The following is a 26,700-nucleotide window of genomic DNA, read 5'->3' as shown; positions in this document are numbered from 1 at the left end:
CCATTTCGCCTTATGCCGCGAACGGGCTATTCCGCCATCTCGGTGGCAGGCTGCGGCGGCCCGGCCAGCGGGCGCTCTTCCATCAGCATCACCAGCGTTGCGGCTGTCGCCAGCAGCGCGGCGGCAGCGGCGAACACGTAACGGAATGCCGCGATCATGTCGCTGGCCACGATGGCATGCTTGCCGCCGATCTGATGTTCGGCGCCGATTGAGAGATTGCCGCCGAGCACCATCAGCAGGATCGCCGTGAACACGGCGACGGTGAACGATGCCATCAGTGAGCGGAAGAAATTCATCGCGCCCGTCGCGGTGCCGACCTGCGCGCGCGGCACCGCATTCTGGATCGACACCACGCTTACCGGAAACACCGTGCCGAGGCCCATCGCCATCAGCGAGAGCGCGGCGAGCAGTTGCCACAACGGCAGCGGCGTCGCCAGCGCAAGCGTCAGCGCCGCGCATGTCGCAAGCGACACGCCGCCGATCGCCGCGCGCTTGTAGTGTTTGGTGTACATCATCGCGCGGCCCGCGGCCCATGCGCCCAGCACCGACACCGCAACCAGCGGAATCAGCGCGATCCCCGCTTCGCTCGCGGTGAGGCCGTAGACCACTTCGTAATACAGCGGCATGTGCACCGTGAGACCGATCATGGTGCCGATGGCGCAGCCGCCGGCGGCCATCGCGAACGGCACCACCGGACCCGACATCAACGGAATCGGCAGAAAGGGCTCGCTGGTGCGCCGCGCATGCCAGACGAAACCAGCGCCGAGAACGAATGCGGAAGCGATCATCGCGAGGATCGCAGGCGATGCCCATGCGAAGCGATTGCCGCCCCATGTCAGCACCAGCATCACGATCACGGCGGACGCCATCAGCAATATGCCCCCGAGCCAGTCGACCTTGCGCTTGCGATGGAAGACCGGAATCTTCCCCATCCTCGGCAGCAGCAGCGCGAGCGACAATGCGCCCAGCGGAAGATTGATCCAGAAGATCACCGACCAGTGCAGATGTTCGGCGAACAGTCCGCCGAGCACCGGTCCGCCGATTCCGGCCGCAACCCACACGGAAGAGAAATAGGCCTGGTACTGGCCGCGTTCGCGCGGCGTCACCACGTCGGAAATCACGATCTGCACCAGCGGCAGGATGCCGCCGCCGCCGATACCCTGCAGCGCGCGCGCGAGGATCAGCGTCAGGATATTCGGCGCAATCGCGCACAGCACCGAGCCGATCAGGAACAGCGACAGCGAGGTTATGATCATCGCGCGGCGGCCGTAGATGTCGCTCAGCGTGCCGTACACCGGCGCGACCGCGGTGGAGGAAAGAAGATACGCGGTGATCACCCACGACAGGCTGGTGACGTCGTTGAACTGGCGGCCGATGGTCGGCAGCGCGGTGGCAACGATGGTCTGATCGAGCGCGGTCAGAAACATCGTGAGCATCAGGCTCAGCAGGATGGTCCGCACTTCGCTTTTCGACAGCGGCGGCGCCGGCACGATCGGCGGCGCTTCGGAAAGATCGATGACTTCGGTGGCGATGTTCGAAACATCGTCCGGTGCATCCAGCGCCTGCGCTTCGTCCGCCGCGTCACCGCGCTGTCGTTGTGTCTCTGTCATGAATCGCTGGGCGTTCCGGGATGATTTCTTGATTGTTGGTTGAATGGTCGTGGCGGGCGGCGCACGAAAGAATGTCCTGAAGAATGATCCACCGGCAAACGATCCGCCGCGAAATATCGTGAATGACGACGAATTTATCCTGTTTTGCAGGACTTCATAAGGAGCGCAGGCGCATGGGTGCACCGCGTGTGAGTGGCATCACACGCGCGTTATCAAATTCAGAGTCTCAAGGCTTATCGCGACGGCCGCGTCTTCAGCCGCGCGCGCTTCGGCAGCACACCCGGCCACTGCACGATGTGGTCCTCGAGATCTGCCTCGTCGACCTCATCCTCGCTGCCCCACACCCTGCCCCGCACCGACACGCCGGCTTCGTGGACGGTGTTGGGGTCGCCTGAAATCAGCGGGTGCCACCAGTACAGATCGCGGCCTTCGGCCGCGAGTCTGTAGCCGCAACTCGACGGCAGCCAGTTCAAGGTCCGGACATTCTCCGGCGTCAGGCGCACGCAATCGGGCACTTTGGCCGAGCGGTTCGGATAATCCTTGCAGGCGCACAGGGCGGCGTCGAGCAGCGTGCAGGCGATGTGGGTGAAGTAGATCTTGCCGGTGTCCTCGTCTTCCAGCTTTTCCAGACAGCAGCGCGCGCAGCCATCACACAGGCTTTCCCATTCGCTGTTGGACATCTCCTCCAACGTCTTGGTTTTCCAGAAAGATTCGCTCTGTGTCGAAGGCGGCCGAGGCCGGGTTGTCATAATTTAGGACCTGTCGGAATGGCGAAACGGACGTACGCGATCAGGATGCTTTATGAGCCTTGGCGGCGGTCGCGCAAGCGGCAAGGTGACAGGCCGTGTTCCAAAAGCGGAAAAGCGTGGGCAGCGTTCACCCTCGCCATCAAAAAACCAACGCGGCCATTGGTTTATGGCCTACGGTCGGTTAGAAGGTTGCGGATTCCCGACGGCGAAATCGCCCGCCTGACCGCCTTGGGGATGCCGCAAATTGTCGAGCATCGTCTAACCAGCGCTTTTCATTCGGCGACTCGGTCGTCACGTTATTTGGATCAAGGGTTCCGGTGCGCCAGATCGTACCCAGCGAGTGGAAAAAGCGGTTCCGGCATTTCCTGCTGGACCTCGACGCACGCATCGATTCGACGCTGTTCTCGTCGGCGGTCGGTCTGCGCGAACTGTTCGAGCGCTATTCGACGTTCATGGACCGCTTCTATGTCGGCCGCTGGAAGCGCTGGGTCTTCATCGAGCCGGTGTCGGAAGCCGCCACCATCGGTCTTGCCGGCATGGTGCTGATGCTTGCGCTGGCTGTTCCCGCCTTCCGCGAAACCGCCGACGACGACTGGCTGAAGAAGTCCGATCTCGCGGTGTCGTTTCTCGACCGCTACGGCAATCCGATCGGCAACCGCGGCATCAAACATAACGACTCGATTCCGCTCGAGGAGTTTCCCGACAACCTGATCAAGGCGACGCTGGCGACAGAAGACCGCCGCTTCTACGATCACTTCGGCATCGACGTGGCCGGCACCGCGCGCGCGCTGATGACCAACGCGCAGGCTGGCGGCGTGCGCCAGGGCGGCTCGTCGATCACCCAGCAGCTCGCCAAGAACCTGTTCCTCAACAACGAGCGCACCATCGAGCGCAAGGTGAAGGAAGCGTTCCTCGCCATCTGGCTGGAAACGCGGCTGACCAAGAACGAAATCCTGAAGCTCTATCTCGACCGCGCCTACATGGGCGGCGGCACCTTCGGCGTCGACGGCGCGGCGCATTTCTACTTCAACAAGTCCGCGCGCGACGTGAACCTCGCGGAAGCCGCGATGCTGGCCGGCCTGTTCAAGGCGCCGACCAAGTACGCGCCGCACATCAACCTGCCCGCCGCGCGTGCGCGCGCCAACGTGGTGCTCGACAATCTGGTGGATGCCGGCTTCATGACCGAGGGCCAGGTGTTCGGCGCCCGCCGCAATCCGGCCAACGCCGTCGACCGGCGCGACGAGAATTCGCCGAACTACTATCTCGACTACGCCTTCGACGAGATGCGCAAGCTCGTCCTGACGCTGCCGAAGTCCTACACCGAGCGCGTCTTTGTGGTCCGCACCGCGATCGACATGAACGTGCAGCGCGCCGCGGAAGCCACTGTTGAAAACCAGTTACGCCAGTTCGGCCGCGACTATCACGCGACGCAAGCCGCCGTGGTGCTGGCCGATCTCGACGGCGGCGTGCGCGCGATGGTGGGCGGCCGGGACTATGGCGCCAGCCAGTTCAACCGCGCGGTCGATGCGATGCGTCAGCCCGGCTCGTCTTTCAAGCCGTATGTCTATGCCACAGCCCTGATGAACGGCTTCACGCCGAAGTCCATCGTCGTGGACGGCCCGGTCTGTATCGGCAACTGGTGCCCGCAGAACTACGGACGTTCCTACTCCGGTTCGGTGACGCTGACGCAGGCGATCACGCGCTCGATCAACGTGGTGCCGGTCAAACTGTCGATCGCGATGGGCGGCAAAGGCGGCCCCCGCGCCGGCCGCGCCAAGATCGTCGAGACCGCGCGCAAGATGGGCATCACGGCTCCCTTGGTTGACACGCCGTCGCTGCCGATCGGCTCGACTGAGGTCAGCGTCGTCGAACACGCGGTGGCCTACGCCACCTTCCCCAACAAGGGCCGCTCTGTGAAACCCCATGCGGTGCTCGAAGTCCGCAGCGGCGCCGGCGATCTGGTCTGGCGCTGGGACCGCGACGGCAAGAAACCCACGCAGGCGATCCCTCCGACCGTCGCCGCCGACATGGCTGAGATGATGAGCCATGTTGTCGACGAAGGCACGGCGCGGCGCGCGCGGCTCGACGGCATCCCGGCCGCAGGCAAGACCGGCACCACCAACGCATTCAGGGACGCCTGGTTCGTCGGCTACACCGGCAACTTCACCATGGCGGTCTGGTACGGCAACGATGACTATTCGTCGACCAACCGCATGACCGGCGGTTCGCTTCCCGCGCAGACATGGCATGACATCATGGTCGTCGCGCATCAGGGTGTGGAGATCAAGGACATCCCCGGCATCGGTCCCGGCAAAAAACTGCCGCCGGATGCGCTCGCTGCGGCCAATGCCAACGCGAAAGCAGCCGAGATCAACCCCGGCCCGCCGCCGATCCTGACCCGGCGCGGCGCCAATATCCTGGTCCGGGTTGAAAAGTTGTTCGATGAAGCAGCGAAGACCGTGGCAGCACCGGGCAAAACGTCCTCCAGCGACAACGGCAAACCGGCGGCACCCTCCGCCGTGGCTTTCCCGGATAGCTTCGCATCGGCAACTCCGGACCGGCCTGCGGAAGCCGCTCCGCTGCGCAAGAACTGACCGCGTCATGAGTGCGCTTCGACCGTGCGGCTGATCCTCATCACTCTCGTTACGTTGATCATCGCAACCATCGTTGGCCTCGGTGCCACATGGATGACGGCGACGCGCGGCGTCAACGTCGGCACCATCACTATCGGGGCGTGGACGGCGCGTCCGAAAACCGGCACCAGCGACATCGACCCCTACTCGCGCGCGAGCGTCGCCCGCAGCGGAGAACTTCCCGTAGGAACCGGCGACGGCGTCATGTTCACCGCGACCAAGGATGATTCAGGGCGACTGCTCAACGGGCAATGCGACGTGGTCGTGAAGGGCGTCACGCCCGCGGCGCGATTCTGGACCATGACGATCTACGACACCAAGGGTCAGCTCGTCGCCAACTCTCTGCAACGCTACGGTTTCACCAGCCAGGAAATCGTGCGCGGATCGGACGGCAGTTTCGAGCTTCGCGTCACCGCGCGTTCGCGCGCCGGAAACTGGCTTCCGACCGGCGGCATCGACCGCTACATGCTGGCGCTGCGGCTGTATGATACCCCGGTCGGCGTCGGCACCCGCACGCAAAAAGATGCGCCGATGCCCACAATCACGACGGTGGGTTGCCCATGATCCGCTGGCTGTTCGCGATCCTCGGCGGCGCCCTGCTCGGCGGAGTCGTTCACCTCGTCAGCGTGCTGGTGCTTCCGCGCGTCGCGACGCTCGATGCCTATTCGCGGCTCGCGCCGATCACGAAGCTGAATGCCGTGACGGCGCTGCCGGCGGCTGCACCCGGCACGTCGCCGATGCCCTTCATGGACCCCGCCTTTGCCAGCGCCGCGTGCCGCTATGATCTCTCCAAAGGGCCGCTGAAACTCACCGTGCCTGTGAGCCAGTCCTACACCTCGGTATCGTTCTACACGCGCAATGACGTCGCCTATTACGCGATCAATGACCGCTCCGCCGGACGCCGCGTGATCGAACTCGACCTGATGACCGAGGCGCAGCACGCCGACCTGCCCGAGGAAGAAGACGTCACCGCCGCCGACCGGCTCATCATCGATTCACCGACCACGACAGGCCTCATTGTTTTGAAGGCGCTTGCGGCGGAGCCCGGCCTGATGCCGCAGGCACAGGCTTCGCTCGCGGCCGCGACCTGCGGAATACAGACGGCCCCGGTCGCGGCCCGCTAGCACCTGCGTCACCTCAGGTTCGGCCAGATCTCCAGCGCCCCGCGATAGATCATCTCACCCGCAACATAGAGAATGACCGCGAGGCCGACATAGGCGATCCAGCGATGCCTCTGAAGCAGCCGGGCAATGAAGGACGCGGCAATACCCATCAAGGCGATTGAAAGCGCCAGACCGAAGATCAGTACAATGGGATGCTCGCGCGCGGCGCCGGCCACGGCGAGCACGTTATCCAGCGACATCGAAACGTCGGCGACGATGATCTGCCATGTCGCCTGGGCCAGCGTCTTGGTCGGAGGAGCCTCCGGGACGCCTTCGATCGTCACATCCTCCGAGGGATGCGTGGCCGAACGGAGTTCTCGCCACATCTTCCAGCAGACCCATAACAGCAGGATACCGCCCGCAAGCAGCAGGCCGACGATAGCCAGCAGTTGCGTTGTCAAACCTGCGAAAACAATTCGCAGCAGCGTCGCGGCGATGACGCCGATCAGGATCGCCTTGCCGCGTTGCGCGGCAGGCAGACCCGCAGCAGCGAGGCCAATGACGATGGCATTGTCACCAGCAAGAACGAGATCGATGAGGATGACCTGAACGAGTGCGGTCAGAGCTTCTGGGGTGAGGAATTCAAACATGTGCCGGGCTTCCCTTTGGTGTGGAAGAGCGGCTCCTGTCACAGGCGGATACGGACGCGTCGCGAAACATGCCAGACCATCGACTCGCAAAGCCGATCAATCACATGCGCCGCACGTTGTGCCGAAAATCTAAGGGGCCACTCCAATGGAAATTCCAGTCCGACATCGCAGCCTCGCGGCTGCCAGAGGGGCCCGGCCTGGTCGTGCTGGTTTTACTCTCTCCTGCTCGTCTGTGTTTCGAATAGATGTTCAAACAGTTGCGCGACCTGTTCAGGTTCGCCCATCACCGACGCGGCGCAGCCGGTAATGACAAGGCCGCCGGCAACATCCCAGAGATTCAGATTCTCCGTGTTTTTCCGGGCTTTGCTCGAGAGCGCGATCGCAGCGAGCAGTGCCGCGGCCGAGAAAAACAGCACGCTGAGCGCGGGCAGCACGAGATGCGGCTCAAGCCTGTACACGACGAAGGCCGCTGGCGCCGCAAGCGCCAGGCTGAGCACCACCAGGGTTCCGGAGGAACCGAAGATGTGGTCGTGCGCGGCTGGGGAACCCGCCATTTCAATCCCCCATCGTTCCATGACAAAACAATTGTTCCGGCATCAACAGAAACAACCGATCACGCGCGTAGACAACGTGACCTTCAGCCGCGTGTCGGAACGTCGCATGAATAGGAATGGGATTTAGCCGCCGACGCGGAGCGCCCGGCCGACCACCGGCGTCGCCTTGATCCATACGTCCGACGCCCGCTGCGACAATTGGATGATCAGGCGATCGGCATCCGCGGCCATCAGGTCCGGCGCGTGGATCACCAGCCGCTCCAGCGCCCATCGATAGGACGCGACGCGTTGTTGCAGACACTGCTGCACCCACTGCACGACCAGAACGTTCTCGCGCATGCGCGCCTGGGCGTCGTCATATTCACGCCGCGATGTCTCGATGATGCCGAGCGCCTTGTTGCGCTTGATGTCGAGATCGTTGACGCGCATCGCAACCGGAATGAACTGGTCCAGCATCACGCCGTCGTTGCGGACGTCCTCCATGAGGCCGGTGTAGGCCGACGTCTGCGAACGGTGCGGCTCGTCGATCATCTGGCGTCCGTAAGCGGTGCGATCGAACACCACCTTCTGCCGCCAAGGCGCAGGTATTTTCAGATAGTCGCCGAACACCGCCTTCCACGCGGGATGGGAATGCGGCGGCTCGATAAAGTAATAGGCAAGATCGCGCAGATTCCGCTCTTCGTCGGTGAGCTGGAATTGCGAAGGCCGGCCGCCCAGTGCTGTCGTCGCCTCAACGCCGACCCAGCTGTGCATATCCTCGTGATAAAAGGTCGAGCGCGTGCGGCCGAAGTCGTCGCTCGGACATGCGAGCGTCGCAACGAATGGCAGGAGATAGAGCGGATTACACATCGCAGCCCGGTGTGAGAGCGTTGCCGACCCGGCACACTATGCGCCGGCAGAAAGTTTGCGCCTTTCTCAGGAGCGCGCCCGCCGTCTGCGGCGGCGTCCCGGCGCCGTCCCTTCCTCCGGTCCCATCCCGCCGCTAGTCTCGTCGGCATAGCGTTCGATTCGGATGGCGGGGAGAATCAGAATTGTCGCCGATCCATCGCGCGGGGCCATGTTCACGTCCGGGCCGGCACGACGCGCCGCTGGATTCGCCGGAAATTCAACAACGATGCCCATTTCGATCTCTCCTGGCCGCAGTCCTTTGCAGTTCGCCTGCGAACTAGCGTCCTCGTATGACGGTGATTAAGGACAATCATGGTTAACGGCTTATTAAAGGGCCCGCGATAACGTCGGTTCGAGACTCAAACTGCGTATCCGGCATGACGACACCCCCGACATTTCCAGGCTTCGACGGCCTGATGACACTGTCCCGACGCGAAGGCGTAGACATACGCCCGACGCTGTTGCGGGTGCTGACCGATCTCTACGTCCAGACCAGCGGCCACACCCGCGATGAGGAGCGTCAGTTCGTTGAGCTGGCCTCGCGCCTGATCGACGAGGTCGATGACGCGACCCGCGCCGCGGTGCGGGCACGGCTTGCGATCTACCCGGGCACGCCGCGCGAAATCGCCTGGAAGCTGCGATTGAAGCATCTGTCCGACGAGCCGCAGCCTGCCCGCCGCCCGCCGATCGAAGAGACGTTCGGGCTCGATCCGGCATCGGATCTGGAGATCGTGTCGGAGCCCGAGGCCCCGGCTCCCTCGCCCGCACCTGTCATGTCGATGCAGCCCGACGATGCCGCGAAACTGATCGAGATGTTTCTGGCGGCTGACAGCAGCTACCGCGCCCAGATTCTCCACGGCCTGACGGATACGCCGCTCAAACCATCCACGCCGGTCGATCCGCGCCGCGCCGCGCGAGCGCTTTTGGCTCTCGAACAGGCGGCAATGGCCGGCGACTCCCCCCGCTTCACGGCGGAACTGGCCGACGCGCTGATCCTGACGTCACGGGTCGCGACCCAGATCACCAGCGAACCGGGCGGCGAGCCGCTCGCCTGCGCGCTCAAGGCGCTCGGCATGCCGGCTGAATCGTATCAGCGGGTGTTGTTGTTTCTCAATCCGTCGCTCGGCGCGTCGGTGATGGACGTTTACCGGCTGGCCCGCCTTTACGACATCATCGAACTGCGCGCTGCGCTGATCATGCTGGCCGCCTGGCGTGGCGCGGCGCTGGCCGCCACCCGGGCCAAATACCGCCCTGCTCTCTACGACGACGAGCGTCAGCGCGCCCGCAGCGTCCCGGCGCAGTCGCGGACTGCTCCGCCGTCGGGAATGCCCATCATCACGCGCAACACCTCGCGCTGATAGCGTCAGCTCTTCGCCAGATCGAGGAAGTGTCGTCCTTCCCTGTCCTCGATCTCAACAATCCAGACATCCGGGTCGAAGCTGATTTCCTTCGCCAGACGTGCCTCGATCGCCGGTTCGTCCACCGCCTGCGGCGGCGACATCGTGAACACGCGCTCGATCGGGCGGCTGTCATCGTAGGCGGTTTGCGGCGCCGGCACGAACAGCATCGCCGTGCCATCCATCAGGGCGACCTTCACGAATACCGCTCCCGCCTCTTCCGCGCCGCGCCGCCGGACCGCTCCGAACACGCCTGCGCTCTGGCAACGCCGCAGGTAGCCCGCGACCCAGATGGATGATTTCAGACGGGACATGAGGCTGAACCGATCGCACGAATGAGAAGACCAAGAGGTGCTACCATATTCGGGACGCCAATGTTCGCAGCCTTTCTTGAAGCCCTGCTCTATGGACTTGGCGCCGCGCTATGCCTCTTCATGCTGAGAGGGTTCTGGCGCGGATTGACGCTGCCCCGCACAAGGAGGGCCATCGTCCATCCCAGAGCATTCCCTGGTGGTATGGGCCGCGCGATTGAGGCCGCTTACTCGATGGGGCGGCCGGTAAGAACCGTCAGATCGCGGATCAGCCGATCCGACAACTGACCGGTGACCGGGATTTTGCGATCCCGCTCGAACTTCTGGATCGCGGCCTGCGTGTCGGTGCCGATGACGCCGGTTGGCTTGAGCTGGCCGTAGCCGTACTCGGTCAGCGCACGCTGGACGGCTGCAATGCGGCGCGTTGAGACGATCAGATCGCCAACCGGATCGTTTTTCGCAGGCACGGCCGCAGGCGGACGCAGCGCGGCAGACGATGCGGCCGGCTTCACCGGCGCGGCCTCCACGGGCCGGTCGACAACGCGCGCTTCGGCTTCGGCAGGGCGAACCCGCGGCAATGGCGCAGATACAGGTGCAGCCGCCGGCGTCTGCGAGACGGCTGCGGTGCTGAACATCGGCGATGGATGACGGCCGGCCTGCAAGAACATGGCGTTGGTCACGATGGCGATGACGGCTGCCAGCGCCGCCGTGGCAGCCAGCGTATCCTTCGGGCTGTGCAGCAGGACGCGCAGGATCAATCCGCGTTCCGGTTCAGCCGCGACCGCGGCAGCGCGCTTGCGGCGGCGGGGTTTCTCATCATCCATGGCGGGTTGTCTAGGCACGTTTCTTCACCTGATAATCTTGAGGTTCGGCGCGCGGCGGCGCGAGAGTCGCGATGTTGCTGGCAGTATCTTTCAACGGAGGCGTAAAGACCATCGGCAGCGCGACGGTCACCGTCGTGCCTTCTCCGATCTGGCTTTCAACCGTCATCTCGCCGCCGTGCATGGCTACAAGGCTCTTGACGATGGAGAGACCAAGGCCGGTGCCTTCGTGACGGCGCTGATAGGTCTTGCCTGCCTGGAAAAACGGATCGCCGATTCGTTTCAGATCCTCGGCGCCGATCCCGACGCCGCTATCGATCACGCGAACCAATAGCCGCGATCCTTCCACGTTGGCACTCACCGTCACCGTCCCGCCGCGCTCGGAAAACTTGATCGCATTGGACAGCAGATTCAGCATCATCTGCTTGAAAGCGCGCGGATCGCCGGTGATTTGCGGCAAATCCGTCGGCGCGCGGGTGACGATATCGATGCCGTTTTCGCGCGCCTTCAGCACCATCAGATTGCAGCAACCGATCAGGGAGTCACGCGGGGCAAACAGTTCCGGCAGAATCTCGAAATTGCCGCTCTCCATCTTGGACATGTCGAGGATGCCGTTCACCACCGACAGCAGATGCAGCCCGGATTCATTGATCAGTTGCGCGTATTCCTGCCTGCGCGCGGCGTCGAGCATCATTTCCTTCTCGCGGACGATCATTTCGGAAAATCCGATGATCGCGTTCAGCGGGGTGCGTAGTTCGTGGCTCATGGTGGCGAGGAACCGCGACTTCGATGCGCCTGCGCGCTCGGCGTCGGTCCGCGCCATCTCCAGCGCCTGCTCCTGGGTCTTGCGTTCGGTCACGTCACGCATCACCGCGACCACTTCAACGCCGGGACTGGCCAGCGGCCGCGATGCTGCGTCGATCGGACGGCATCGCATTTCGATCCAGATGAACTCGGCGGACGCCGTGCGTCCCTGGTCCTGAGCCTGCGTGGAATGCCGCCTGACACGGAACTCGACGCTCCGTTCCTCGCCGCTGCGCGCGGCTTCCGACAGCGCGGTGAGATAGGCCGGCCGGTCTGCCACATGGACGCGATCGAACAGGCCATGCTCCAGCAGCAGCGCCACCGGTGTCCCGAGCAAGGCCTCGGCGGCAGGCGAGATAAACTGGATGGCGCCGTTGCGGCTGTGCCGGGAGATGACGTCGCTGATATTGTGCGCAAGGAGACGATAACGCTCTTCCTCATCCACCAGCAATTTTCTGCTGGTCTGGGCAAGCGCTTCAGCGCTGAACGCAAGACCGGATGCATACATGGTCGCGGTCGCGATGCCGAGCGCCGCGAACAGCGAGCCGTATTGGGCGGGCACCTTCGAGGCCGGCAAGGCTCCGAAGGCCTCGATCATGACAAGGCCCAGCGCGCAGCCGAGCGCCAGAACAACGGCGATGGCGACCGCACGCCGCGAGGTCGACAGCGCCGCATCGAGCGGCACAGCCACGAGCCAGATCGCCGCGAATGATGAAATCCCGCCGGTGGCGACGCAAACCGCCGTCACGACGGCCGCAAGCGCCGTCGAGGACAGAATCTGCGCGCGCACATAGTGGCCCGTCCGCGACAGATAATACGAAACAAGAATCGGAGCGATCAGCCACGCAAACACCATCACTTCGATTTCTTGCGGCGCTCCGCGCAGGGCAAGATAGACCGGAAGCATGGCAAGCGCGGCAAGTCCGCCCAGCAACCTCGGGCCGATGAAGGCACGATGGCGCGCAGCCGTCATCAGATCGCGCCGCGCGGATGGATGCAGCAGCGAGTCCAGATGATCGCGTATGATGCCAGAGAGTCTCACGTTGTTCTCACCGTTCGGCCGGTCGTCGTATCGACAGCCGGAACGCCCCCGTTTTTGGTTTGGCGGATCGTGTCAGAGCGAACTTAAGCGAACGCTAAGGCGCGCGCCCGATTGCGGGCTGCATCGGCGGATGCCCGGTTTTCACGCGTATCGCTCCGTTTCATTCACAGGGAATGGTGAACGTAACGTTTCCATGCGGCGGCGTTATGGTTTCGAAATCGTGCACGTCCGGCGATCACGCTGACGGGGCGCTGGCGCGCATCAGAACAAAACATCCGCTCATCAATTGAAAATTTACGCCAAATCAAACCATTCAAATTTTACACAGTGCTCGAACTGGAGATTTATCCGCCGCTGATATGACAGCCGACGATTGCGAGAGGTGATCGCAAACGGGGGCGGAGCGCTTCAGGACGGATGAAGCCGCTCCGGAGAATGAGATGGACGGAGTGTGAGATGTTTTTCCTGCTTCGCATGGCGTTCTGGCTGGGGCTGGTGCTTGTGTTGCTGCCGACGGACAAGACGCCTGATTCGGACAAGGGTCCGCAGATCGGCGCGTCCGACGCTATTTCGGCTGCCACCGCCGCGGTGTCGGACATGAGCCAGTTCTGCAATCGTCAACCGGCGGCATGCACGGTGGGCGGACAGGCGGCGACGGTGATCGGCGCGCGGGCGCAGTCGGGCGCCAAGAAGGTCTATCAGTTCATTACGGACAAGAACGAGAAGAGCGAGAAGAACGAAACCAAGGCGCCTGACGCCGTCGAGAAATCCGGCAAGAAAGCGCCCGATCACACCGGTTCTATCGGCACACCATACGATAGTTATCCGGCTGACTCGCAGAGTCTGGCGGCAACGCGTCAGACGCTGACGCAGGACGATCTTGCGATCGACTGGCAGCCCGCAGCACCGGAAACGATTCCGGCTCGATAAACATCGGTTGAAGGGCATTTTTCCGGGCCGGAAGGCCCCGGAACATATGGCTTTCGACGCCCCGCGATCTCATATAAGGCTCGTGCCGAAAGCCGGACACGAATTTGCGGGCCTCCATGACCATCGATGACATCAGGGACAATTTCGAGCTGCTTGAGGAGTGGGATGACCGCTACCGCTATGTCATCGAGCTTGGCCGTACGCTGACCCCGATGTCCGATGCCGAGCATTCCGCCGGCAACAAGGTTCAGGGCTGCGCCAGCCAGGTCTGGCTCTCGCGTGAGATCGACCGCTCCGGCAATGACCCCGTGCTGAACTTCAAAGGCGACAGCGACGCCCACATCGTTCGCGGGCTGATTGCGATCCTGCTCACGATCCAGTCCGGCCGCACGGCGCGCGAAATCCTGGAAGCCGATCCCATCGCCATCTTCGACGAACTCGGCTTTCGCGAACATCTGACGCCGCAGCGCTCCAACGGCCTGCGAGCAATGGTGGAGCGGATCAAGAACGACGCCCGCGAAACACTGGCCTCGGCAACCTGAAGCATTACGGCGTAAAGATTGCATCGTCGGCAAGCCAGGTCCGGATCGCCGCGCTGCCGCCGTAGGTTTCCGCCCGCAATCCATAGTGTCGCGCCAGCCGGTCGAGCGCCAGTTGCAGCACCACTTTCGCCGAACGTGACGGCCAGCCACGCTCGCGCTCGACATCCTCAAGACCGCGCAGAAAACAGCACACGTCGAGCAGAAGCCCGGCAAATTCGGGACCGCAGGCTTCCAGCGCCAACCGCACACGCTGGCGCGACGCGACGATCAGGTCCGTCATCTCGCCACTGCCGCCCGTGCCTTTGGTCCGACCGATGCCCGACCAGCTCGACGTCACGCGCGGCGTGAGATGCCCGCGCGTGAAGTCGGCGCGCAAGCGTTCGCCCGCGATGAACTGTTCCGGCCCGATCATGGCGCGGCCGTCGCGCCCCTTGCGCCGCGCCAGCCACGCCAGCGGGCTCTCGCTGTCGTTGACGATCACCTGCATCACGCCGGTTTCCGTCATGAGGGCGCGCTTGGAGAGATCGAGATGCTGCGCACGGAATGCGCCGACGTCCGCGTCGGAGACCGGAACGGCCTGTGGCCGGATCTTGCCGGATCCGCCGGAAGATCCGGAAGCGCGGCCCCGCTGTCGCTTCATCGGGCGTCTCCACCAATGGCCGCGCGGCAGACCAGATCGAGCGTCGCGATACGACAGTCAAACCAGATGTCGTCGCGACCGTCTTCCACGACACGGCAGGCATGGGCGACCGTGGTGCGGTCGCGGCCGAATGCGCGCCCGACAGATTCGAAGCTCAATTCGAAACAGACATGGGCCAGATACATCGCGATCTGGCGCGCGAACGCGACCCGTTGTGAGCCGCGCAAGCCCGCTTCGAGTTCCGCAGCATCGAGGCCGAAATCGAATGCAACGCAGGCCGTTACCAGCCGGCAAATATCGTCCGGGCTGGCGGCAGCGGTTTCGGGGTGCAGGAGCGGAAAGGGTGCAACCAGGGGACGGGTTTCAAGCATGGCAACCTCACTAGGATTATTTACCTATATCCTAGGGACATTGCAAATGGCGGGGACAGCTATCCCCGCAAATAATCCAGGTTTTTGCGCTTGACTCCGGAAGCCGCTGAAATGTGGAATTATTCCTAGATCGAGCGAAACCCGCGCGAGCCTGCGGCCGTCATTTCCTGCGGCGGCGCTGCTGGCCAAGGCCCATTTTCTTGGCGAGTTGCGAGCGGGTGACGGCATAATTCGGCGCGACCATCGGATAGTCGGCGGGCAGGCCCCATTTCTCCCGGTATTGCTCCGGACTCATGTTGTATTGCGCGCGCAGATGGCGCTTCAGCGACTTGAAGCGCTTTCCATCCTCCAGACACACGAGATATTCCGACGTCATCGACTTCTTGATCGAGACCGCGGGCTTGGACGGCTCGACCGCAACCTCTGTGCTGCCGCTCGAAACCCGCACCAGAGCTGCATGAATCTGACTGATCAGGGCGGGAATTTCGGCGGCCGTAGTCGCGTTGTTGCTGACATAGGCTGACACGATTGATGCGGTCAGATCGACGAATCCCTTGGGCGTGGTCTCGTTCATCGTATGTCTTTCAAGGCTGGCGGACTTACAGTCGAAAACAGGACAGGCCAAGCAAATGCCCGTCGAACGACAGTCTCGGCGTCATCTATACTTGGGAGTATGCGAGAAGTTCCGGTGTCCTGACAAGGATAACGGGAACAGCGCGGGGCTTTATTTTTGCAACGCCGGCGCTTGTCAGTTGCGCTCATCGAGATGCGCGCGCAACTCGTCGATCGAAGCAAACCGCACCATGCCTTCGGGCATTTGCGCCTCGATCGAGCCGTCGGAATACAGCGAATACGCCATCGAATCGACCACGCCGGACTTCACGATCGTCACCGATGACGCATCGGCACGCCGCGGCAATTGAAACCGCTCGCGGGCTGGCTCCGGCGCGTCTTGATCGGTGGACGGCGATGCGGCCCGGCTGCTCCGGGGCGCGGCTGAGTCGGGTCGCGACCTGCCGGGTTGAGGCCATGCATGGTCGAATGGATCGGTGGCGTCGGGCTCAGAATCCCGAGGCGAAAAATCCTCCCGCGACGGTCGCAGAGCGCTGTCTTCAGGCGGCGTATGTAGCGGCTCGCGCGGCGGCAACTCACGGCCTTGATCGCGCCGGTGCGAGGAAAACATGATATTACGCCGCGGACGTTCGGCAGGCTCCGCGGCCGGCTCAACCGGTTCCGCGGGGGGCGGTGCAAGCGGACGGGCGCGAGTGACGGGATGATCCTGCCAGGCAGTTGGAGGCGCGATTGGGTCCGGCGGCGGCGCACGCAGGTGATCGTCATGCCCATGATCGTCTGCGACTTCGTCCCGCTCCCGCGGCTGATCGCGGGTGAAGAGCCTGTCTTCGCGGGGCAACTGCGGCCTCGGCGGCGCGGGTTCGGCCGCTTCGCGCACCGGCACCACCGGCGCCGGAACCGGGATCCCCGCCTCCAGCCGCCGCGTCAGATTTCGGAATTCGCGGCCGAGGAAATACAGCCCGATCAGGATGAGGCCGGTGCAGGACACCACGGCGCCCGCCAGGATCATCGTATTTCCGAAACTGAATTCCTTGATGGGGATGCCGAAAACGACCGTCAGAAGGCCGATACACAGAACGACCGTTCCACCGATCAACAGCGCAATCATTGCAAGCTCCAAACCCGCGCCGGCAGACTCACGCGTTATGCTCCATAATACTTTCATCGCAGACATTACCAATCGGTAATTCTGCACCCTGCTCGCTGAAACAGTTCCACCGTTAACGTGCAGCGCTATGAAATGATCGCCCCCGCGGCGTCAAGTCGCCGGCAAAAACCACCTAACTAAAGACGCCCCTTACCCTATCCCTAATGTTGCATTGCAATTAGGGAAATTACGCCACAATTGACAATTACTTGAATACCAAAGTGGGGTACAAAGTTCCCGGGGAAAAGCCTGACCAACAAACATGCAGGCCCGGGACCGCTGGATTAACTGACCAAGATGTCATCCATCACAACATCGGCCCTCGATACGCCGGCCGGGCGTTCGATCGAGCAGACGTGCGACGATCTTGCGCTCGCGGTGCTTGCTGTGGTCACCGTCGTCGCGGGCCTGACATTCCGCGACTACGGGCTTGGCTGGGACGACTATACCCACGCCGAATATGCCGATCTGCTGCTCAAGATGTTTCGCAGCGGCTTTACCGACACCAGCGCGCTCTCCTTCGCCAATCTCTACATGTATGGCGGCGGCTTCGACATGGCGGCCGCGCTGCTGCACAAGATCGTTCCGCTCGAACTGTTCGAGACACGGCGGCTGCTCGGCGCCATCGTCGGCCTGATCGGCCTCGGTGTGACGTGGCGGCTGGCGCGCCGCGTCGGCGGACCCGTCGCCGGTCTTGCCGCCATCGTGCTGCTCGCGCTGTGTCCGACGTTCTACGGGCACATGTTCATGAATCCGAAGGATGCACCCTTTGCCGTCGCAATGGTGATCCTGATGCTCGGACTGGTGCGGCTGGCGCAGGAATATCCCTCGCCTACGCCGCACACGATCCTGATCATCGGGCTCGGCGCCGGCCTGTCCATCGGCTCCCGCATTCTGGGCGGACTGGCAGTAGTCTACGCCGTGATCGGATTTATGCCGATCTGGATTTCCGAGATTCGTACCCACGGTCTGCGCGAAGCCGCGCATCGGCTCGGCCATGTCGTCTATGTGCTGCTGCCCGGCGTGCTGCTCGGCTATCTGGTGATGGGTCTGATCTGGCCGTGGTCGATCATCGACGTGGCCAATCCGTTTCGCGCCCTGACCTACTTCTCGCACTTCTTCGAGAAGCCCTGGAAGGAATTGTTCGACGGCGCAATCGTCTCGGTGCCGGACATGCCGTGGTCCTATCTGCCCACGCTGTTCGCGTTGCAGCTTCCCGAAGTGATGCTCGCACTGCTCGCCGCCGGCATCGCAGGCTCGTTCGTGGCGCTGCTGCGCGCGAACGTCGATAACCGGCGCAAGAGCATCATGCTGATGCTGACGCTCGCAGCGACCCTGCCGCTCGTAATCGCCATGGTGAAACGCCCTGCGCTGTATAACGGCATTCGCCATTTCATCTTCGTCGTGCCGCCGATGGCCATCCTCGCGGGAGTCGCCTTCGCTGCAATCGCGGGCTGGCTGAAACAGCACAGCCGCGCCGCGCAGGCTGTGTTCGCGGCGCTGTTCCTGTTCGGCCTGATGCTGCCGCTCAATGAAATGATCCGGCTGCATCCCTACCAGTACACGCATTTCAACCACATCGCGGGAACCGTTCGCGGCGCCGACGACCGCTACATGCTCGACTACTGGGGATTGGCGCTCAAGCAGGCCTCCGAAGGACTGCGGCAGGAACTGGAAGAACGGCAGGAGCCCGCCCCGAGAAACCGGAAGTGGCGCGTTGCCGTCTGCGGACCGCAGCGGCCGGCCCAGGTGGCTTTAGGCCCCGATTTCACCATCGGATGGGACAGTCATGCTGCGGACTTCGCCATGACGCTGGGTGAATTCTACTGCAAGGGCCTGAACGCGCCGGTGGTTGTCGAAATCAAGCGCGATGACGTGGTGTTCGCGCGGGTCTACGACATCCGCGGCAAGAGCATCGCGAGCCTGCTCGCCATTCCGGCGCCCTGATCCTCTCAGCCTTGATATTGCGTGGCATGGCGCCTCTGCGAACGCCGCATGTTGCGATGGCCATACCGCAAGGCTAGGCTTCCTGCGCGCAAGATCAATAAATCGCGGGAGCAATCGCCATGTCGCCAGCCGAAGCACGCCTCAAGGAAGTTCAATCCACCATGGTCCCCGGAGAGTGGGAGCAGCGCGTCAATCTCGCGGCCTGCTACCGTCTTATCGCGCACTACGGTTGGGACGACCTCGTGGACACCCACATCTCCGCACGCGTACCTGGCGGCGAGCATCACTTCCTGATCAATCCCTACGGACTGATGTTCGATGAAATCACCGCATCGAGTCTGGTGAAGGTCGACCTTCAGGGCAACCAACTCACCGAGAGCGAATACAGCATCAACCCGGCGGGCTTCACCATTCACTCCGCCATCCACGAAGTCCGCGAGGACGCCGGCTGCGTATTGCATCTGCACACCCCCGATGGCACCGCCGTCGCAAGCTGCATGGAAGGCCTGTTGCCGCTGAATCAAACCGCGCAGCTTGTTACCGGCGACCTCGCCTATCACGACTATGAAGGCATCGCGCTGGATCATGACGAACGCCCGCGCATCCAGAAGGACCTCGGCACCAAGAACCACCTCCTGCTGCGCAACCACGGTACGCTCACCGTGGGCCGCTCCGTGGCCTCCGCCTTCGAGCGGATGTTTCACCTCGAGCGCGCCTGTACGATGCAGGTCCGCACCCGCATGCTGGGACCGACCGCCTATCCGGTCGACAAGCTGGTGATCGAGAAGAACGAGCAGCTCGTCGGCAATCCGGAACGCGCCGAACGGCGCTCGACAACGCTGGTCTGGCCGCCGCTGCTGCGCAAGCTTGACAGGATTGATCCGAGCTATAGAAATTGATCCGTCAGCCTCTACACTGACATGGAATAAAAAACGCCGTCCAATTCCGGGCGGCGTTTTTGCGTTTGGTGGCACACATCGTCCGGATGAAGTCGGCGCAATCCGGACAAACGCCGCAAACCTCTGCCCCGGATGCTTGAACCTGTCATTCCGGGATGCGCGTTCTGCACGCGCAGGCCCGGAATCCATTTTTCCTTTGTTTATGGCTTTGTCAGCAGCAGTGGATTCCGGGCTCGCTCGCTGCGCTCGCGCCCCGGAATGACGGCAATAATATCGAGCGAGCACCGAAACATTTTGTGATGGGGATACGAATTCCCGCGCTTCAAACCTCTCTTAAGTTCGAAGCGTCCTGTTCGTGAGGGGCGCTTCTCGAGGGCGTTCGTTAAGCGGAGCAGGATGCGGCGCCTGCGCGTGTGTCTCGCACACACATGCCCGGGAGGCTGGGGTCACCGTCCGGGCCAACTACGTGGCTCTGCCGTCAGCGGCTGGACGAGGACAGGATGAAGGCGGAGAAATCCCGCCGGATCAAGGCGCGCCGCGCCCGTCCTGACCCGGAAGTGCGGTCCTCACGCCCGAAATCGCCGCAATGGAGCGCCGTGAGGCGATGCGCTTTCGGACCACCATCTGCCTCGCAAGCGGATGCCGGAAGCGAAACGAAGACAAGGTGCGCCTCGCGGCGCTCCATGCCCCTCCCTTTTTAAGGGGCGCGAACGAGGCAGGCCTCGCGCGCATATGTGAGGGGCCAAACAAAAAGCTCACCTCGCGCGATGCGCGAGAACGATCACGCGTGGCTGTTTGACAACGTGCAATGGGTCAGCGGGTATCCGCAAACGCGGCGAGAATGCGCGCCCACGAGCGGATGCCCTTGTGGAAGCTCTTGAGGTCGTACTTCTCGTTCGGCGAATGGATGTTGTCGTCCTCCAGACCAAAGCCGATCAGCACCGTATCCAGCCCCAGCGTCTTCTTGAAATCCGCGACAATCGGAATCGACGCGCCCGATCCGATCAGCAGCGCCTCCTTGCCCCATTCATCGGTCAGCGCGCGCTTCGCGGCGGCGAGCGGCTTCATGCCCCAGTCGAGCGCAATCGCCGGTGCGCCGGCGTGATCGGTGAACTCGGCGGTGCAGTCCGCAGGCAGGCGCGCGGTGACGAAATCGCGGAAGGCTTTTCGGATTCGTTCCGGGTCCTGCCCTTCCACCAGACGGAACGAGACCTTGGCCGAGGCGTGCGCCGGGATCACGGTCTTGGAGCCTTCGCCGGTGTAGCCGCCGAAGATGCCGTTGATGTCGCAGGTCGGACGCGACGACACCTGCTCGATCAGCAGGCGGTCCTTCTCGCCGGCAGGCACCGACAGCCCGATCGGCTTGAGAAACGTCTCCGGCGAGAGATTGAGGTTCTTCCACTGCGCCAGAATATCCGGCGGCAGATCCTTCACCCCGTCGTAGAAACCGGGGATCGTGATGTGGCCGTTGTCGTCGAACAGGCCGCCGAGAATGCGCGTCAGCACGCGGATCGGATTCTGCGCGCCGCCGCCGAAGATGCCGGAATGCAGGTCGCGGTTGGCGGCGTGGATCTTCACCTCGTCGTAGACGAGACCGCGCAGCGACGTGGTGATCGCAGGCGTGTTCTGGTCCCACATGCCGGTATCGCAGACCAGCACGAAGTCGGCGGCCAGGTCCTTCTTGTGGGTGTCGAGGAAAGGACCAAAATTCTTCGAACCGATTTCCTCCTCGCCCTCGATCAGAATGGTCACGTCGAGCGGCAGCGATCCCGTAACGCTCTTCCAGGCGCGGCAGGCCTCGACGAAGGTCATCAGCTGGCCCTTGTCGTCCTCGGCCCCGCGCGCAACGATGATCTTGCGGCCGTCGGCATGATCGGTAACGACCGGTTCAAACGGCGGCCGCTTCCACAAATCAAGCGGATCGACCGGCTGCACATCGTAGTGGCCGTAGAACAGCACATGCGCGCCCTTGCCCGGACCGGTGCCGTTGCTCTTGCCGACGATGGCAGGATGCCCCGCGGTCGGCCGCACCTCGGTGGCAAAACCGATGGACGCGATGTCAGCGGCGAGATGATCCGCGGCCTTCTTGCAATCGTCATTGAATGCCGGGTCGGCCGAAATCGACTTGATCCGGAGCAGCGTGAACAGCCGCTCGAGGCTCTTGTCGAAGTCCTTGTCGATATGATCGAGAACGGCGGAGAGTTGTGGCGTGGCTGACATGGTATTGTTCCTCAAATCCGGGCGATGCAGGGCCGCGAGCAGTGCGATGACTGCCCGCGCAATGACTAACGCCGCAACAGCCCGCCGAGTGCACCCCGTACGATCGAGCGGCCGATTGACCCTCCGATCGATCCGCCGAGTGACTTTCCGATCCCGGCGACGACATCGCCCGCGACTTTGTTGGTCACCGAGCGCGTGACGTTGCGCGCGATCACCTGTCCGGTGGAGAGTTTGCCGCGCGGCGTATTGGTGCCGAAGATGGTGCCGACGATGGTGCCGATCTGGCCCAGCACACCGCCGCCGGATTCGCCTTCCGCCGGCGCGGCTGTTTCCGACATCCGCTTCTGCAGCATCTCATAAGCGGAATCGGAATCGACGGTGGTGTCGTATTTGCCCTTCACGGGACTTGCCGCGATGATGGCCTTGCGCTCGTCCGGCGTGATAGGCCCAATCCGCGCCGTCGGCGGCCGGATCATCACCCGCTCCACCATGGCTGGCGTGCCGTTGCCTTCGAGGAACGAAACCAGCGCCTCGCCCTTGCCCAGTTCAGTAATAACCTGAGCTGTATCAAGCGCCGGATTGGGCCGGAACGTCTGCGCCGCGGCCTGCACCGCCTTCTGATCGCGTGGCGTAAAGGCGCGCAAGGCGTGCTGAACGCGGTTGCCGAGCTGCGCGAGAACCCTGTCGGGCACATCGATCGGATTTTGCGTGACGAAATAGACGCCGACGCCCTTCGAGCGAATCAGCCGCACGACCTGTTCGATCTTGTCGAGCAGCGCCTTGGGCGCATCGGTGAAGAGCAGATGCGCCTCGTCGAAAAAGAACACCAGTTTCGGCTGCGGCGGATCGCCGATTTCCGGCAACTCCTCGAACAGTTCGGACAACATCCAGAGGAGAAAGGTCGAATAGAGCCGTGGGCTTTGCATCAGCTTGTCGGCGACGAGAATGTTGATCATGCCCCGTCCGGACGAATCCGTTCGCATGAAATCCTTCAACTGAAGCGCCGGTTCGCCGAAAAACTGTTCGCCGCCCTGGTTCTCCAGCACCAGAAGCTGGCGCTGAATGGTTCCGACGGTCTGCTTCGTGACGTTGCCGAACTTCTGAGCCGCCTGCTTGAGGTCCAGCATGGCCTGGCTCGTGTCATCGCCATTCTTCTTTGCGTCGGCCGGGGATATGGCGTCCAGAATGGCGCGCAGATCCTTGAAGTCGACCAACGGAAGACCGCCTTCATCGGCGACCTTGAACGCGACGTTGAGCACGCCCTCCTGCACATCGTTGAGATCGAGCATACGGGACAGCAACAGCGGACCCATTTCGGTCACCGTGGCGCGCACCGGATGGCCCTGCTCGCCGAACACATCCCAAAACACCGTCGAGAACTGATCGGGCTTGAAGTCCAGCCCCATCCCTTTGGCGCGGGCGAGAATGAAATCCTTGGGCTCGCCGATCTCCGAGATACCCGAGAGATCGCCCTTGATGTCCGCGGCGAACACCGAGACCCCGGCGCGGGCAAAACCTTCGGCCATGACCTGAAGCGAGACCGTCTTGCCGGTGCCGGTCGCGCCGGTGACAAGGCCGTGGCGGTTCGCAAGACCGAGCGTCAAGAATGCCGGCTGATCGCCCTTTCCGATGAAGATGGTCTTGTCGGTATCGGCGGATGCAGCGCTTCCGGCGCCGGCCGGCGCTGCCGCTTTCGCACTGGATACGGCCTTGTCGGCAACGGTCTTGGTCGTCTTCTTCGCCATCTCTCGCCTTTCGCGGACTGAACGCGACGCATCACACGTGATCTTGCAGGCTGAATCCCGGCGGTCAACCCGCCGAGGTGACCCGCGCGACTGCCGCCGCGACGCATTCCCATGAAACCATATATATTGTGTTCGAGAGTAGCGGATGAGGGAATTCTTGCCGCACGCTGTCGATTTTTATCTTGCGCATGCTGCCAGCTTGATGATGGGGACCGGCATCAAGCTGGATGATCGCGTGAAACAAAATCAAATTCACGACGCAACGCGAGATCGCGCGAAGCCGGTTCCGCCTTCGACGCTGCCAATAAGTGTAAAATCGTCCGCTGCTCTTGCATCCTTGCAACACTCTGCAATCGATTGCATGCGAATCCGGCATCGAAAGGCCGCCTTCGCTTGTAATTCGCGGCGCACCCGCTCAAGATAAAATTCATAACAACGGATCCGGCGCGCAACCGGAAGTACGGGGCATTCTATGGACGAGCTGATTGATCGGCTGGCGGCAAACGCCGGCCTCGATAAAGCTGTGGCTGAAAAAACTGTCGGTGCCATCCTTGGATTCTTGCGCAAGGAAGGTCCGGCTGATCACGTGAAGGCCCTGATCGACAAGATTCCCGGCGCGGAAACGGCAATCGCTGCGGCCGGTTCAGGTGGCGGGCTTGCCAGCATGTTCGGCGGCGGCGTGATGGCCCTTGGCGCCAAGTTGATGGGCTTCGGCCTCGGCATGGGCGACATCAAATCTGCCGGTCGTGAACTTTTCCGGTTCGGCCGCGACAAAATCGGTGCCGAAGGCATGAACGCGATTATTGCCGAAACGCCAGGCCTCTCGCAATTCGCGTAAAATTCATTTTTGACTTGTGTCTCATGTCCAGTTCCATTTCATCGTACCCGATCTCGCATATTGACGGACTTGGTCCGCATGCCCAGGCCAAACTCAAGGCCGAGGGCATCCGCACCACGGCGGGCCTGCTCGACAACGCCAGCACCGTGAAGGCCCGAAAGGCGCTTGCGGCCAAGACCGGGCTCAGCGAACAGGACCTGCTGGCATGGGCCAACATCGCCGACTGCATGCGCATCAAGGGCATGGGCAAAGCCAAGGCCGAACTGCTGCGGGCGGCGGGCGTCGTGACCGTCCGCGAATTCGCGTTGCGTAATCCGGAGCGGCTGGCGCGGGCCATGAAGGAAGCGAACGACAAGCGCAAGCTGGTCCGGGTCCTACCGTCGGACAAGTCGGTTGCCGAATTGATCCAGCGCGCCCGCAAGCTGCCGCTCAAGATTTCCTACTGAAACCGCCCACAACCCCGGTTGCATAGGCCGCCCGAGGCACCTTGGGCACATCCCGTCCTGCATTTGCTTGACAGGCCTGCGGGGACCGCGCAAAGCCACGCCATGATGGCCGCCCCGTCCATATCTCCGAATACGGCTGCCGCGCAGCATCATCCGGTGCTACGAACGCTGCTCGCCGCCCCCTTTCCAGCGGTCATGGGCGTCCTCAACATCACGCCGGACTCGTTCTCCGATGGCGGAAAATTCATTGCGCCGGACCATGCGCTCGCGCAGGCGCGGCGTATGATTGCGGGCGGCGCAGACATCCTCGACATCGGCGCGGAATCCACCCGCCCCTACGGCTCGCAACCGGTCTCCGCCGAACAGGAATTGCAACGGCTTGAAACCATCCTGCCAGACGTCGTCGCGCTGGGCACCCCGGTCTCGATCGACACCATGAAGGCATCGGTCGCAGCATGGGCGCTCGGCAAGGGAGCCTCCATCGCCAACGACGTGTGGGGACTGCAACGCGATCCCGACATGGCGCGCGTGATCGCGGAGCATGGCGCGCCCGTCATCGTGATGCACAACCGCGACAGCGTCGATCCTGCCATCGACATTATACAAGACATCGTCGCGTTTTTCGCACGCTCGCTCGATATTGCTGCAAGGGCGGGCATTCCATCTGAACATATAGTGCTCGATCCAGGCATCGGGTTCGGCAAGACGCCCGAGCAAAGCATGACGGCGATGGCGCGGCTCGGCGAACTCAGCCGGTTTGGCCTGCCGCTCCTGGTGGGAGCCTCGCGCAAGCGGTTCATCGCGGCGGTGACGCCCTCCGAACCGCATCAGCGGCTCGGAGGCTCCATCGCTGCGCATCTGCTGGCTGCGCAGCGCGGCGCAAAAATCATTCGCGCGCACGACGTGGCGGAAACGGTTCAGGCCCTGCGGGTGGCAGCGGCGATCGAGGGCAAGCGATGAGCGACACCATCTTCATCAAGGGACTTCTGATCCACGCCCGGCATGGCGTCATGGATCATGAGGCCGAAGTCGGCCAGCGCTTCGTAATCGACCTTGAACTGTCCATCGACCTCGCGGACTCCTCCCGCACCGACAAGCTCGCCGATACTGTGTCCTATTCCGATGTGGTCGCGACCGCGAGCGCGGCCTTCAAAGGACACAACTACTATCTGCTGGAGCGCGCGGCAGGCGCCGTCGCAGAGGCCGTGCTTGCGGCCTTTATCCGCGTCCGAGCCGTCAAGGTGACGGTTCACAAGCCGCACGCGCCAATCGCCGCGATCTTCGACGATGTCGGCGTCATCATCACCCGCACGCGGTCCTGAGTTTATGGCGGACGTCCTGATCGCTCTCGGCGGCAATGTCGGCGACGTCCGGGCCACCTTCGTCAAGGCGATCGCCAATATCTGTGGCATGACGCAGGCGGCGCTGGTCGCGCGTTCATCCGACTACATGACACCGCCCTGGGGCGACGAACAGCAGGAGCCGTTCGTCAACGCCTGCATCGAGATCGAGACCGGCCTCGATCCGCACGCCCTGCTGTTCACCCTGCACAAGATCGAGAAAAAATTCGGCCGCGACCGGGCCAATGAGCGGCGCTGGGGACCGCGCACTCTGGATCTCGACATCATCGCCTATGATAACGTCCGCCTCGACAAGCCGGAACTGACGCTGCCGCATCCCCGTCTGTTCGAACGCGCCTTTGTGCTCGTGCCGCTGGCGGAGATCGCGCCGGACCGGCCCATCGCGGGACAGACCCCGCGCCAGGCCCTTGCAAAGCTATCAGCCGACGGCATCGAACGCCTGCCGGATTTGCAATAAACACCCAAACAACCATTTGGCT

At 62.9% G+C, this 26,700-nt stretch carries 28 protein-coding genes; 13 read left to right on the top strand and 15 right to left on the bottom strand.

The genetic code is table 11. From position 1 onward, the window contains the following. Positions 1-26 precede the first annotated feature (26 nt). On the bottom strand, positions 27-1,610 hold the full coding sequence (locus tag LVY71_RS09475) for an MDR family MFS transporter (protein ID WP_235099540.1): 1,584 nt from the start codon (positions 1,608-1,610) through the stop codon (positions 27-29). A 233-nt stretch (positions 1,611-1,843) separates the two neighbouring features. After that, on the bottom strand, positions 1,844-2,359 hold the full coding sequence (locus LVY71_RS09470) for a YcgN family cysteine cluster protein (RefSeq protein WP_235099539.1): 516 nt from the start codon (positions 2,357-2,359) through the stop codon (positions 1,844-1,846). A 317-nt stretch (positions 2,360-2,676) separates the two neighbouring features. Here LVY71_RS09470 and LVY71_RS09465 point away from each other — a divergent pair, with 317 nt between their 5' ends. Genes LVY71_RS09465 through LVY71_RS09455 form a run of 3 tightly spaced genes read left to right on the top strand, consistent with a single transcriptional unit; the run spans position 2,677 to position 6,116 of the window. Beyond that, positions 2,677-4,953 carry a transglycosylase domain-containing protein gene (locus LVY71_RS09465; protein WP_235099538.1) on the top strand — a complete coding sequence of 759 codons (2,277 nt, stop codon included), beginning with the start codon at positions 2,677-2,679 and terminating at the stop codon, positions 4,951-4,953. A gap of 24 nt (positions 4,954-4,977) precedes the next feature. After that, on the top strand, positions 4,978-5,556 hold the full coding sequence (locus tag LVY71_RS09460; RefSeq protein WP_235099537.1) for a DUF1214 domain-containing protein: 579 nt from the start codon (positions 4,978-4,980) through the stop codon (positions 5,554-5,556). Next, positions 5,553-6,116, top strand: coding sequence for a DUF1254 domain-containing protein (locus tag LVY71_RS09455; RefSeq protein WP_235099536.1), 564 nt, complete (start codon positions 5,553-5,555; stop codon positions 6,114-6,116). The genes LVY71_RS09460 and LVY71_RS09455 overlap by 4 nt, the downstream gene beginning before the upstream one ends. 8 nt (positions 6,117-6,124) lie before the next feature. Here the strand turns inward: LVY71_RS09455 and LVY71_RS09450 are convergent, their stop codons facing one another. The 4 genes from LVY71_RS09450 to LVY71_RS09435 all read right to left on the bottom strand — a co-directional run bounded on the left by LVY71_RS09450 (position 6,125) and on the right by LVY71_RS09435 (position 8,421). Further along, positions 6,125-6,745 (bottom strand): TerC family protein, encoded by a 621-nt coding sequence (locus tag LVY71_RS09450; protein WP_235099535.1) that lies wholly within the window; start codon positions 6,743-6,745, stop codon positions 6,125-6,127. 212 nt (positions 6,746-6,957) lie between these two features. Beyond that, positions 6,958-7,299, bottom strand: coding sequence for a hypothetical protein (locus LVY71_RS09445; RefSeq protein ID WP_235099534.1), 342 nt, complete (start codon positions 7,297-7,299; stop codon positions 6,958-6,960). A gap of 123 nt (positions 7,300-7,422) precedes the next feature. Then, positions 7,423-8,148: a hypothetical protein gene (locus LVY71_RS09440; RefSeq protein ID WP_235099533.1), complete on the bottom strand. Its 726-nt coding sequence runs from the start codon at positions 8,146-8,148 to the stop codon at positions 7,423-7,425. A 66-nt stretch (positions 8,149-8,214) separates the two neighbouring features. Beyond that, a complete protein-coding gene (locus LVY71_RS09435; protein ID WP_235099532.1) occupies positions 8,215-8,421 on the bottom strand; it encodes a hypothetical protein in 207 nt (68 codons plus the stop codon). Positions 8,422-8,564: 143 nt separating this feature from the next. Here LVY71_RS09435 and LVY71_RS09430 point away from each other — a divergent pair, with 143 nt between their 5' ends. Then, positions 8,565-9,545 carry a DUF2336 domain-containing protein gene (locus tag LVY71_RS09430; protein WP_235099531.1) on the top strand — a complete coding sequence of 327 codons (981 nt, stop codon included), beginning with the start codon at positions 8,565-8,567 and terminating at the stop codon, positions 9,543-9,545. A gap of 5 nt (positions 9,546-9,550) precedes the next feature. Here the strand turns inward: LVY71_RS09430 and LVY71_RS09425 are convergent, their stop codons facing one another. The 3 genes from LVY71_RS09425 to LVY71_RS09415 form a co-directional block, all read right to left on the bottom strand. After that, complete coding sequence (locus tag LVY71_RS09425; RefSeq protein WP_235099530.1) at positions 9,551-9,898, bottom strand: DUF1491 family protein; 348 nt, start codon at positions 9,896-9,898, stop codon at positions 9,551-9,553. 224 nt (positions 9,899-10,122) lie between these two features. After that, entirely contained in the window at positions 10,123-10,737 is a 615-nt protein-coding gene (locus tag LVY71_RS09420) for a peptidoglycan-binding domain-containing protein (RefSeq protein WP_235099529.1), read from the bottom strand. Continuing rightward, complete coding sequence (locus tag LVY71_RS09415; protein WP_235099528.1) at positions 10,730-12,562, bottom strand: PAS domain-containing sensor histidine kinase; 1,833 nt, start codon at positions 12,560-12,562, stop codon at positions 10,730-10,732. Before LVY71_RS09415 ends, LVY71_RS09420 begins: the two co-directional genes overlap by 8 nt. A gap of 456 nt (positions 12,563-13,018) precedes the next feature. Between LVY71_RS09415 and LVY71_RS09410 the strand changes: the two genes are divergently transcribed. Together LVY71_RS09410 and LVY71_RS09405 are read left to right on the top strand one after the other, a co-directional pair. Continuing rightward, a complete protein-coding gene (locus tag LVY71_RS09410) occupies positions 13,019-13,492 on the top strand; it encodes a DUF5330 domain-containing protein (protein WP_235099527.1) in 474 nt (157 codons plus the stop codon). A gap of 116 nt (positions 13,493-13,608) precedes the next feature. After that, positions 13,609-14,034, top strand: a complete 426-nt coding sequence (locus LVY71_RS09405; protein ID WP_235099526.1) for a SufE family protein — start codon at positions 13,609-13,611, stop codon at positions 14,032-14,034. A gap of 4 nt (positions 14,035-14,038) precedes the next feature. Here LVY71_RS09405 and LVY71_RS09400 read toward each other — a convergent pair whose 3' ends face one another. From LVY71_RS09400 to LVY71_RS09385, 4 genes are all read right to left on the bottom strand, one after another. Further along, entirely contained in the window at positions 14,039-14,674 is a 636-nt protein-coding gene (locus tag LVY71_RS09400; protein WP_235099525.1) for a DUF6456 domain-containing protein, read from the bottom strand. Further along, a complete protein-coding gene (locus LVY71_RS09395; protein WP_235099524.1) occupies positions 14,671-15,045 on the bottom strand; it encodes a helix-turn-helix domain-containing protein in 375 nt (124 codons plus the stop codon). Before LVY71_RS09395 ends, LVY71_RS09400 begins: the two co-directional genes overlap by 4 nt. Positions 15,046-15,205: 160 nt before the next feature. Further along, positions 15,206-15,619: a Ros/MucR family transcriptional regulator gene (locus tag LVY71_RS09390; RefSeq protein WP_235099523.1), complete on the bottom strand. Its 414-nt coding sequence runs from the start codon at positions 15,617-15,619 to the stop codon at positions 15,206-15,208. A 174-nt stretch (positions 15,620-15,793) separates the two neighbouring features. Next, a complete protein-coding gene (locus LVY71_RS09385; protein ID WP_235099522.1) occupies positions 15,794-16,726 on the bottom strand; it encodes a hypothetical protein in 933 nt (310 codons plus the stop codon). Positions 16,727-17,062: 336 nt separating this feature from the next. Between LVY71_RS09385 and LVY71_RS09380 the strand changes: the two genes are divergently transcribed. Continuing rightward, complete coding sequence (locus LVY71_RS09380; RefSeq protein ID WP_235099521.1) at positions 17,063-18,712, top strand: ArnT family glycosyltransferase; 1,650 nt, start codon at positions 17,063-17,065, stop codon at positions 18,710-18,712. A gap of 119 nt (positions 18,713-18,831) precedes the next feature. Beyond that, complete coding sequence (locus LVY71_RS09375) at positions 18,832-19,611, top strand: class II aldolase/adducin family protein (RefSeq protein ID WP_235099520.1); 780 nt, start codon at positions 18,832-18,834, stop codon at positions 19,609-19,611. An 813-nt stretch (positions 19,612-20,424) separates the two neighbouring features. Here LVY71_RS09375 and LVY71_RS09370 read toward each other — a convergent pair. Together LVY71_RS09370 and LVY71_RS09365 are read right to left on the bottom strand one after the other, a co-directional pair. Then, the gene (locus LVY71_RS09370) at positions 20,425-21,831 is read right to left on the bottom strand and encodes a M20/M25/M40 family metallo-hydrolase (protein ID WP_235099519.1); all 1,407 of its coding nucleotides are present in this window, start codon (positions 21,829-21,831) and stop codon (positions 20,425-20,427) included. A 65-nt stretch (positions 21,832-21,896) separates the two neighbouring features. Then, the gene (locus LVY71_RS09365; RefSeq protein WP_235099518.1) at positions 21,897-23,576 is read right to left on the bottom strand and encodes a helicase HerA-like domain-containing protein; all 1,680 of its coding nucleotides are present in this window, start codon (positions 23,574-23,576) and stop codon (positions 21,897-21,899) included. Positions 23,577-24,048: 472 nt separating this feature from the next. Here LVY71_RS09365 and LVY71_RS09360 point away from each other — a divergent pair, with 472 nt between their 5' ends. The 5 genes from LVY71_RS09360 (at position 24,049) to folK (ending at position 26,678) form a co-directional block, all read left to right on the top strand. After that, positions 24,049-24,414: an HU family DNA-binding protein gene (locus LVY71_RS09360; protein ID WP_235099517.1), complete on the top strand. Its 366-nt coding sequence runs from the start codon at positions 24,049-24,051 to the stop codon at positions 24,412-24,414. A 23-nt stretch (positions 24,415-24,437) separates the two neighbouring features. After that, the gene (locus LVY71_RS09355; RefSeq protein ID WP_235099516.1) at positions 24,438-24,860 is read left to right on the top strand and encodes a DUF4332 domain-containing protein; all 423 of its coding nucleotides are present in this window, start codon (positions 24,438-24,440) and stop codon (positions 24,858-24,860) included. A 102-nt stretch (positions 24,861-24,962) separates the two neighbouring features. Continuing rightward, positions 24,963-25,820, top strand: a complete 858-nt coding sequence (gene folP, locus LVY71_RS09350; RefSeq protein WP_235099515.1) for a dihydropteroate synthase — start codon at positions 24,963-24,965, stop codon at positions 25,818-25,820. Continuing rightward, positions 25,817-26,182 (top strand): dihydroneopterin aldolase, encoded by a 366-nt coding sequence (gene folB, locus LVY71_RS09345; protein ID WP_235099514.1) that lies wholly within the window; start codon positions 25,817-25,819, stop codon positions 26,180-26,182. Before folP ends, folB begins: the two co-directional genes overlap by 4 nt. Positions 26,183-26,186: 4 nt before the next feature. Then, positions 26,187-26,678, top strand: coding sequence for a 2-amino-4-hydroxy-6-hydroxymethyldihydropteridine diphosphokinase (gene folK, locus LVY71_RS09340; RefSeq protein WP_235099513.1), 492 nt, complete (start codon positions 26,187-26,189; stop codon positions 26,676-26,678). Positions 26,679-26,700 lie beyond the last annotated feature (22 nt).

Origin of the sequence: Bradyrhizobium sp. G127 (assembly GCF_021502575.1) — a bacterium.
GTDB lineage: Bacteria > Pseudomonadota > Alphaproteobacteria > Rhizobiales > Xanthobacteraceae > Afipia.
Note: the sequence above shows the minus strand (reverse complement) of the source record. Positions and strands in the feature narration are given on the sequence as shown.

Excerpts from the sequence above, each read along its gene's own strand:
- LVY71_RS09475 (WP_235099540.1), bottom strand. The coding sequence starts at position 1,610 with ATGACAGAGACACAACGACAGCGCGGTGACGCGGCGGACGAAGCGCAG.
- LVY71_RS09470 (WP_235099539.1), bottom strand. The coding sequence starts at position 2,359 with ATGACAACCCGGCCTCGGCCGCCTTCGACACAGAGCGAATCTTTCTGG.
- LVY71_RS09455 (WP_235099536.1), top strand. The coding sequence starts at position 5,553 with ATGATCCGCTGGCTGTTCGCGATCCTCGGCGGCGCCCTGCTCGGCGGA.
- LVY71_RS09450 (WP_235099535.1), bottom strand. The coding sequence starts at position 6,745 with ATGTTTGAATTCCTCACCCCAGAAGCTCTGACCGCACTCGTTCAGGTC.
- LVY71_RS09445 (WP_235099534.1), bottom strand. The coding sequence starts at position 7,299 with ATGGCGGGTTCCCCAGCCGCGCACGACCACATCTTCGGTTCCTCCGGA.
- LVY71_RS09440 (WP_235099533.1), bottom strand. The coding sequence starts at position 8,148 with ATGTGTAATCCGCTCTATCTCCTGCCATTCGTTGCGACGCTCGCATGT.
- LVY71_RS09435 (WP_235099532.1), bottom strand. The coding sequence starts at position 8,421 with ATGGGCATCGTTGTTGAATTTCCGGCGAATCCAGCGGCGCGTCGTGCC.
- LVY71_RS09430 (WP_235099531.1), top strand. The coding sequence starts at position 8,565 with ATGACGACACCCCCGACATTTCCAGGCTTCGACGGCCTGATGACACTG.
- LVY71_RS09425 (WP_235099530.1), bottom strand. The coding sequence starts at position 9,898 with ATGTCCCGTCTGAAATCATCCATCTGGGTCGCGGGCTACCTGCGGCGT.
- LVY71_RS09410 (WP_235099527.1), top strand. The coding sequence starts at position 13,019 with ATGTTTTTCCTGCTTCGCATGGCGTTCTGGCTGGGGCTGGTGCTTGTG.
- LVY71_RS09405 (WP_235099526.1), top strand. The coding sequence starts at position 13,609 with ATGACCATCGATGACATCAGGGACAATTTCGAGCTGCTTGAGGAGTGG.
- LVY71_RS09400 (WP_235099525.1), bottom strand. The coding sequence starts at position 14,674 with ATGAAGCGACAGCGGGGCCGCGCTTCCGGATCTTCCGGCGGATCCGGC.
- LVY71_RS09395 (WP_235099524.1), bottom strand. The coding sequence starts at position 15,045 with ATGCTTGAAACCCGTCCCCTGGTTGCACCCTTTCCGCTCCTGCACCCC.
- LVY71_RS09390 (WP_235099523.1), bottom strand. The coding sequence starts at position 15,619 with ATGAACGAGACCACGCCCAAGGGATTCGTCGATCTGACCGCATCAATC.
- LVY71_RS09385 (WP_235099522.1), bottom strand. The coding sequence starts at position 16,726 with ATGATTGCGCTGTTGATCGGTGGAACGGTCGTTCTGTGTATCGGCCTT.
- LVY71_RS09380 (WP_235099521.1), top strand. The coding sequence starts at position 17,063 with ATGTCATCCATCACAACATCGGCCCTCGATACGCCGGCCGGGCGTTCG.
- LVY71_RS09375 (WP_235099520.1), top strand. The coding sequence starts at position 18,832 with ATGTCGCCAGCCGAAGCACGCCTCAAGGAAGTTCAATCCACCATGGTC.
- LVY71_RS09370 (WP_235099519.1), bottom strand. The coding sequence starts at position 21,831 with ATGTCAGCCACGCCACAACTCTCCGCCGTTCTCGATCATATCGACAAG.
- LVY71_RS09365 (WP_235099518.1), bottom strand. The coding sequence starts at position 23,576 with ATGGCGAAGAAGACGACCAAGACCGTTGCCGACAAGGCCGTATCCAGT.
- LVY71_RS09360 (WP_235099517.1), top strand. The coding sequence starts at position 24,049 with ATGGACGAGCTGATTGATCGGCTGGCGGCAAACGCCGGCCTCGATAAA.
- LVY71_RS09355 (WP_235099516.1), top strand. The coding sequence starts at position 24,438 with ATGTCCAGTTCCATTTCATCGTACCCGATCTCGCATATTGACGGACTT.
- folP (WP_235099515.1), top strand. The coding sequence starts at position 24,963 with ATGATGGCCGCCCCGTCCATATCTCCGAATACGGCTGCCGCGCAGCAT.
- folB (WP_235099514.1), top strand. The coding sequence starts at position 25,817 with ATGAGCGACACCATCTTCATCAAGGGACTTCTGATCCACGCCCGGCAT.
- folK (WP_235099513.1), top strand. The coding sequence starts at position 26,187 with ATGGCGGACGTCCTGATCGCTCTCGGCGGCAATGTCGGCGACGTCCGG.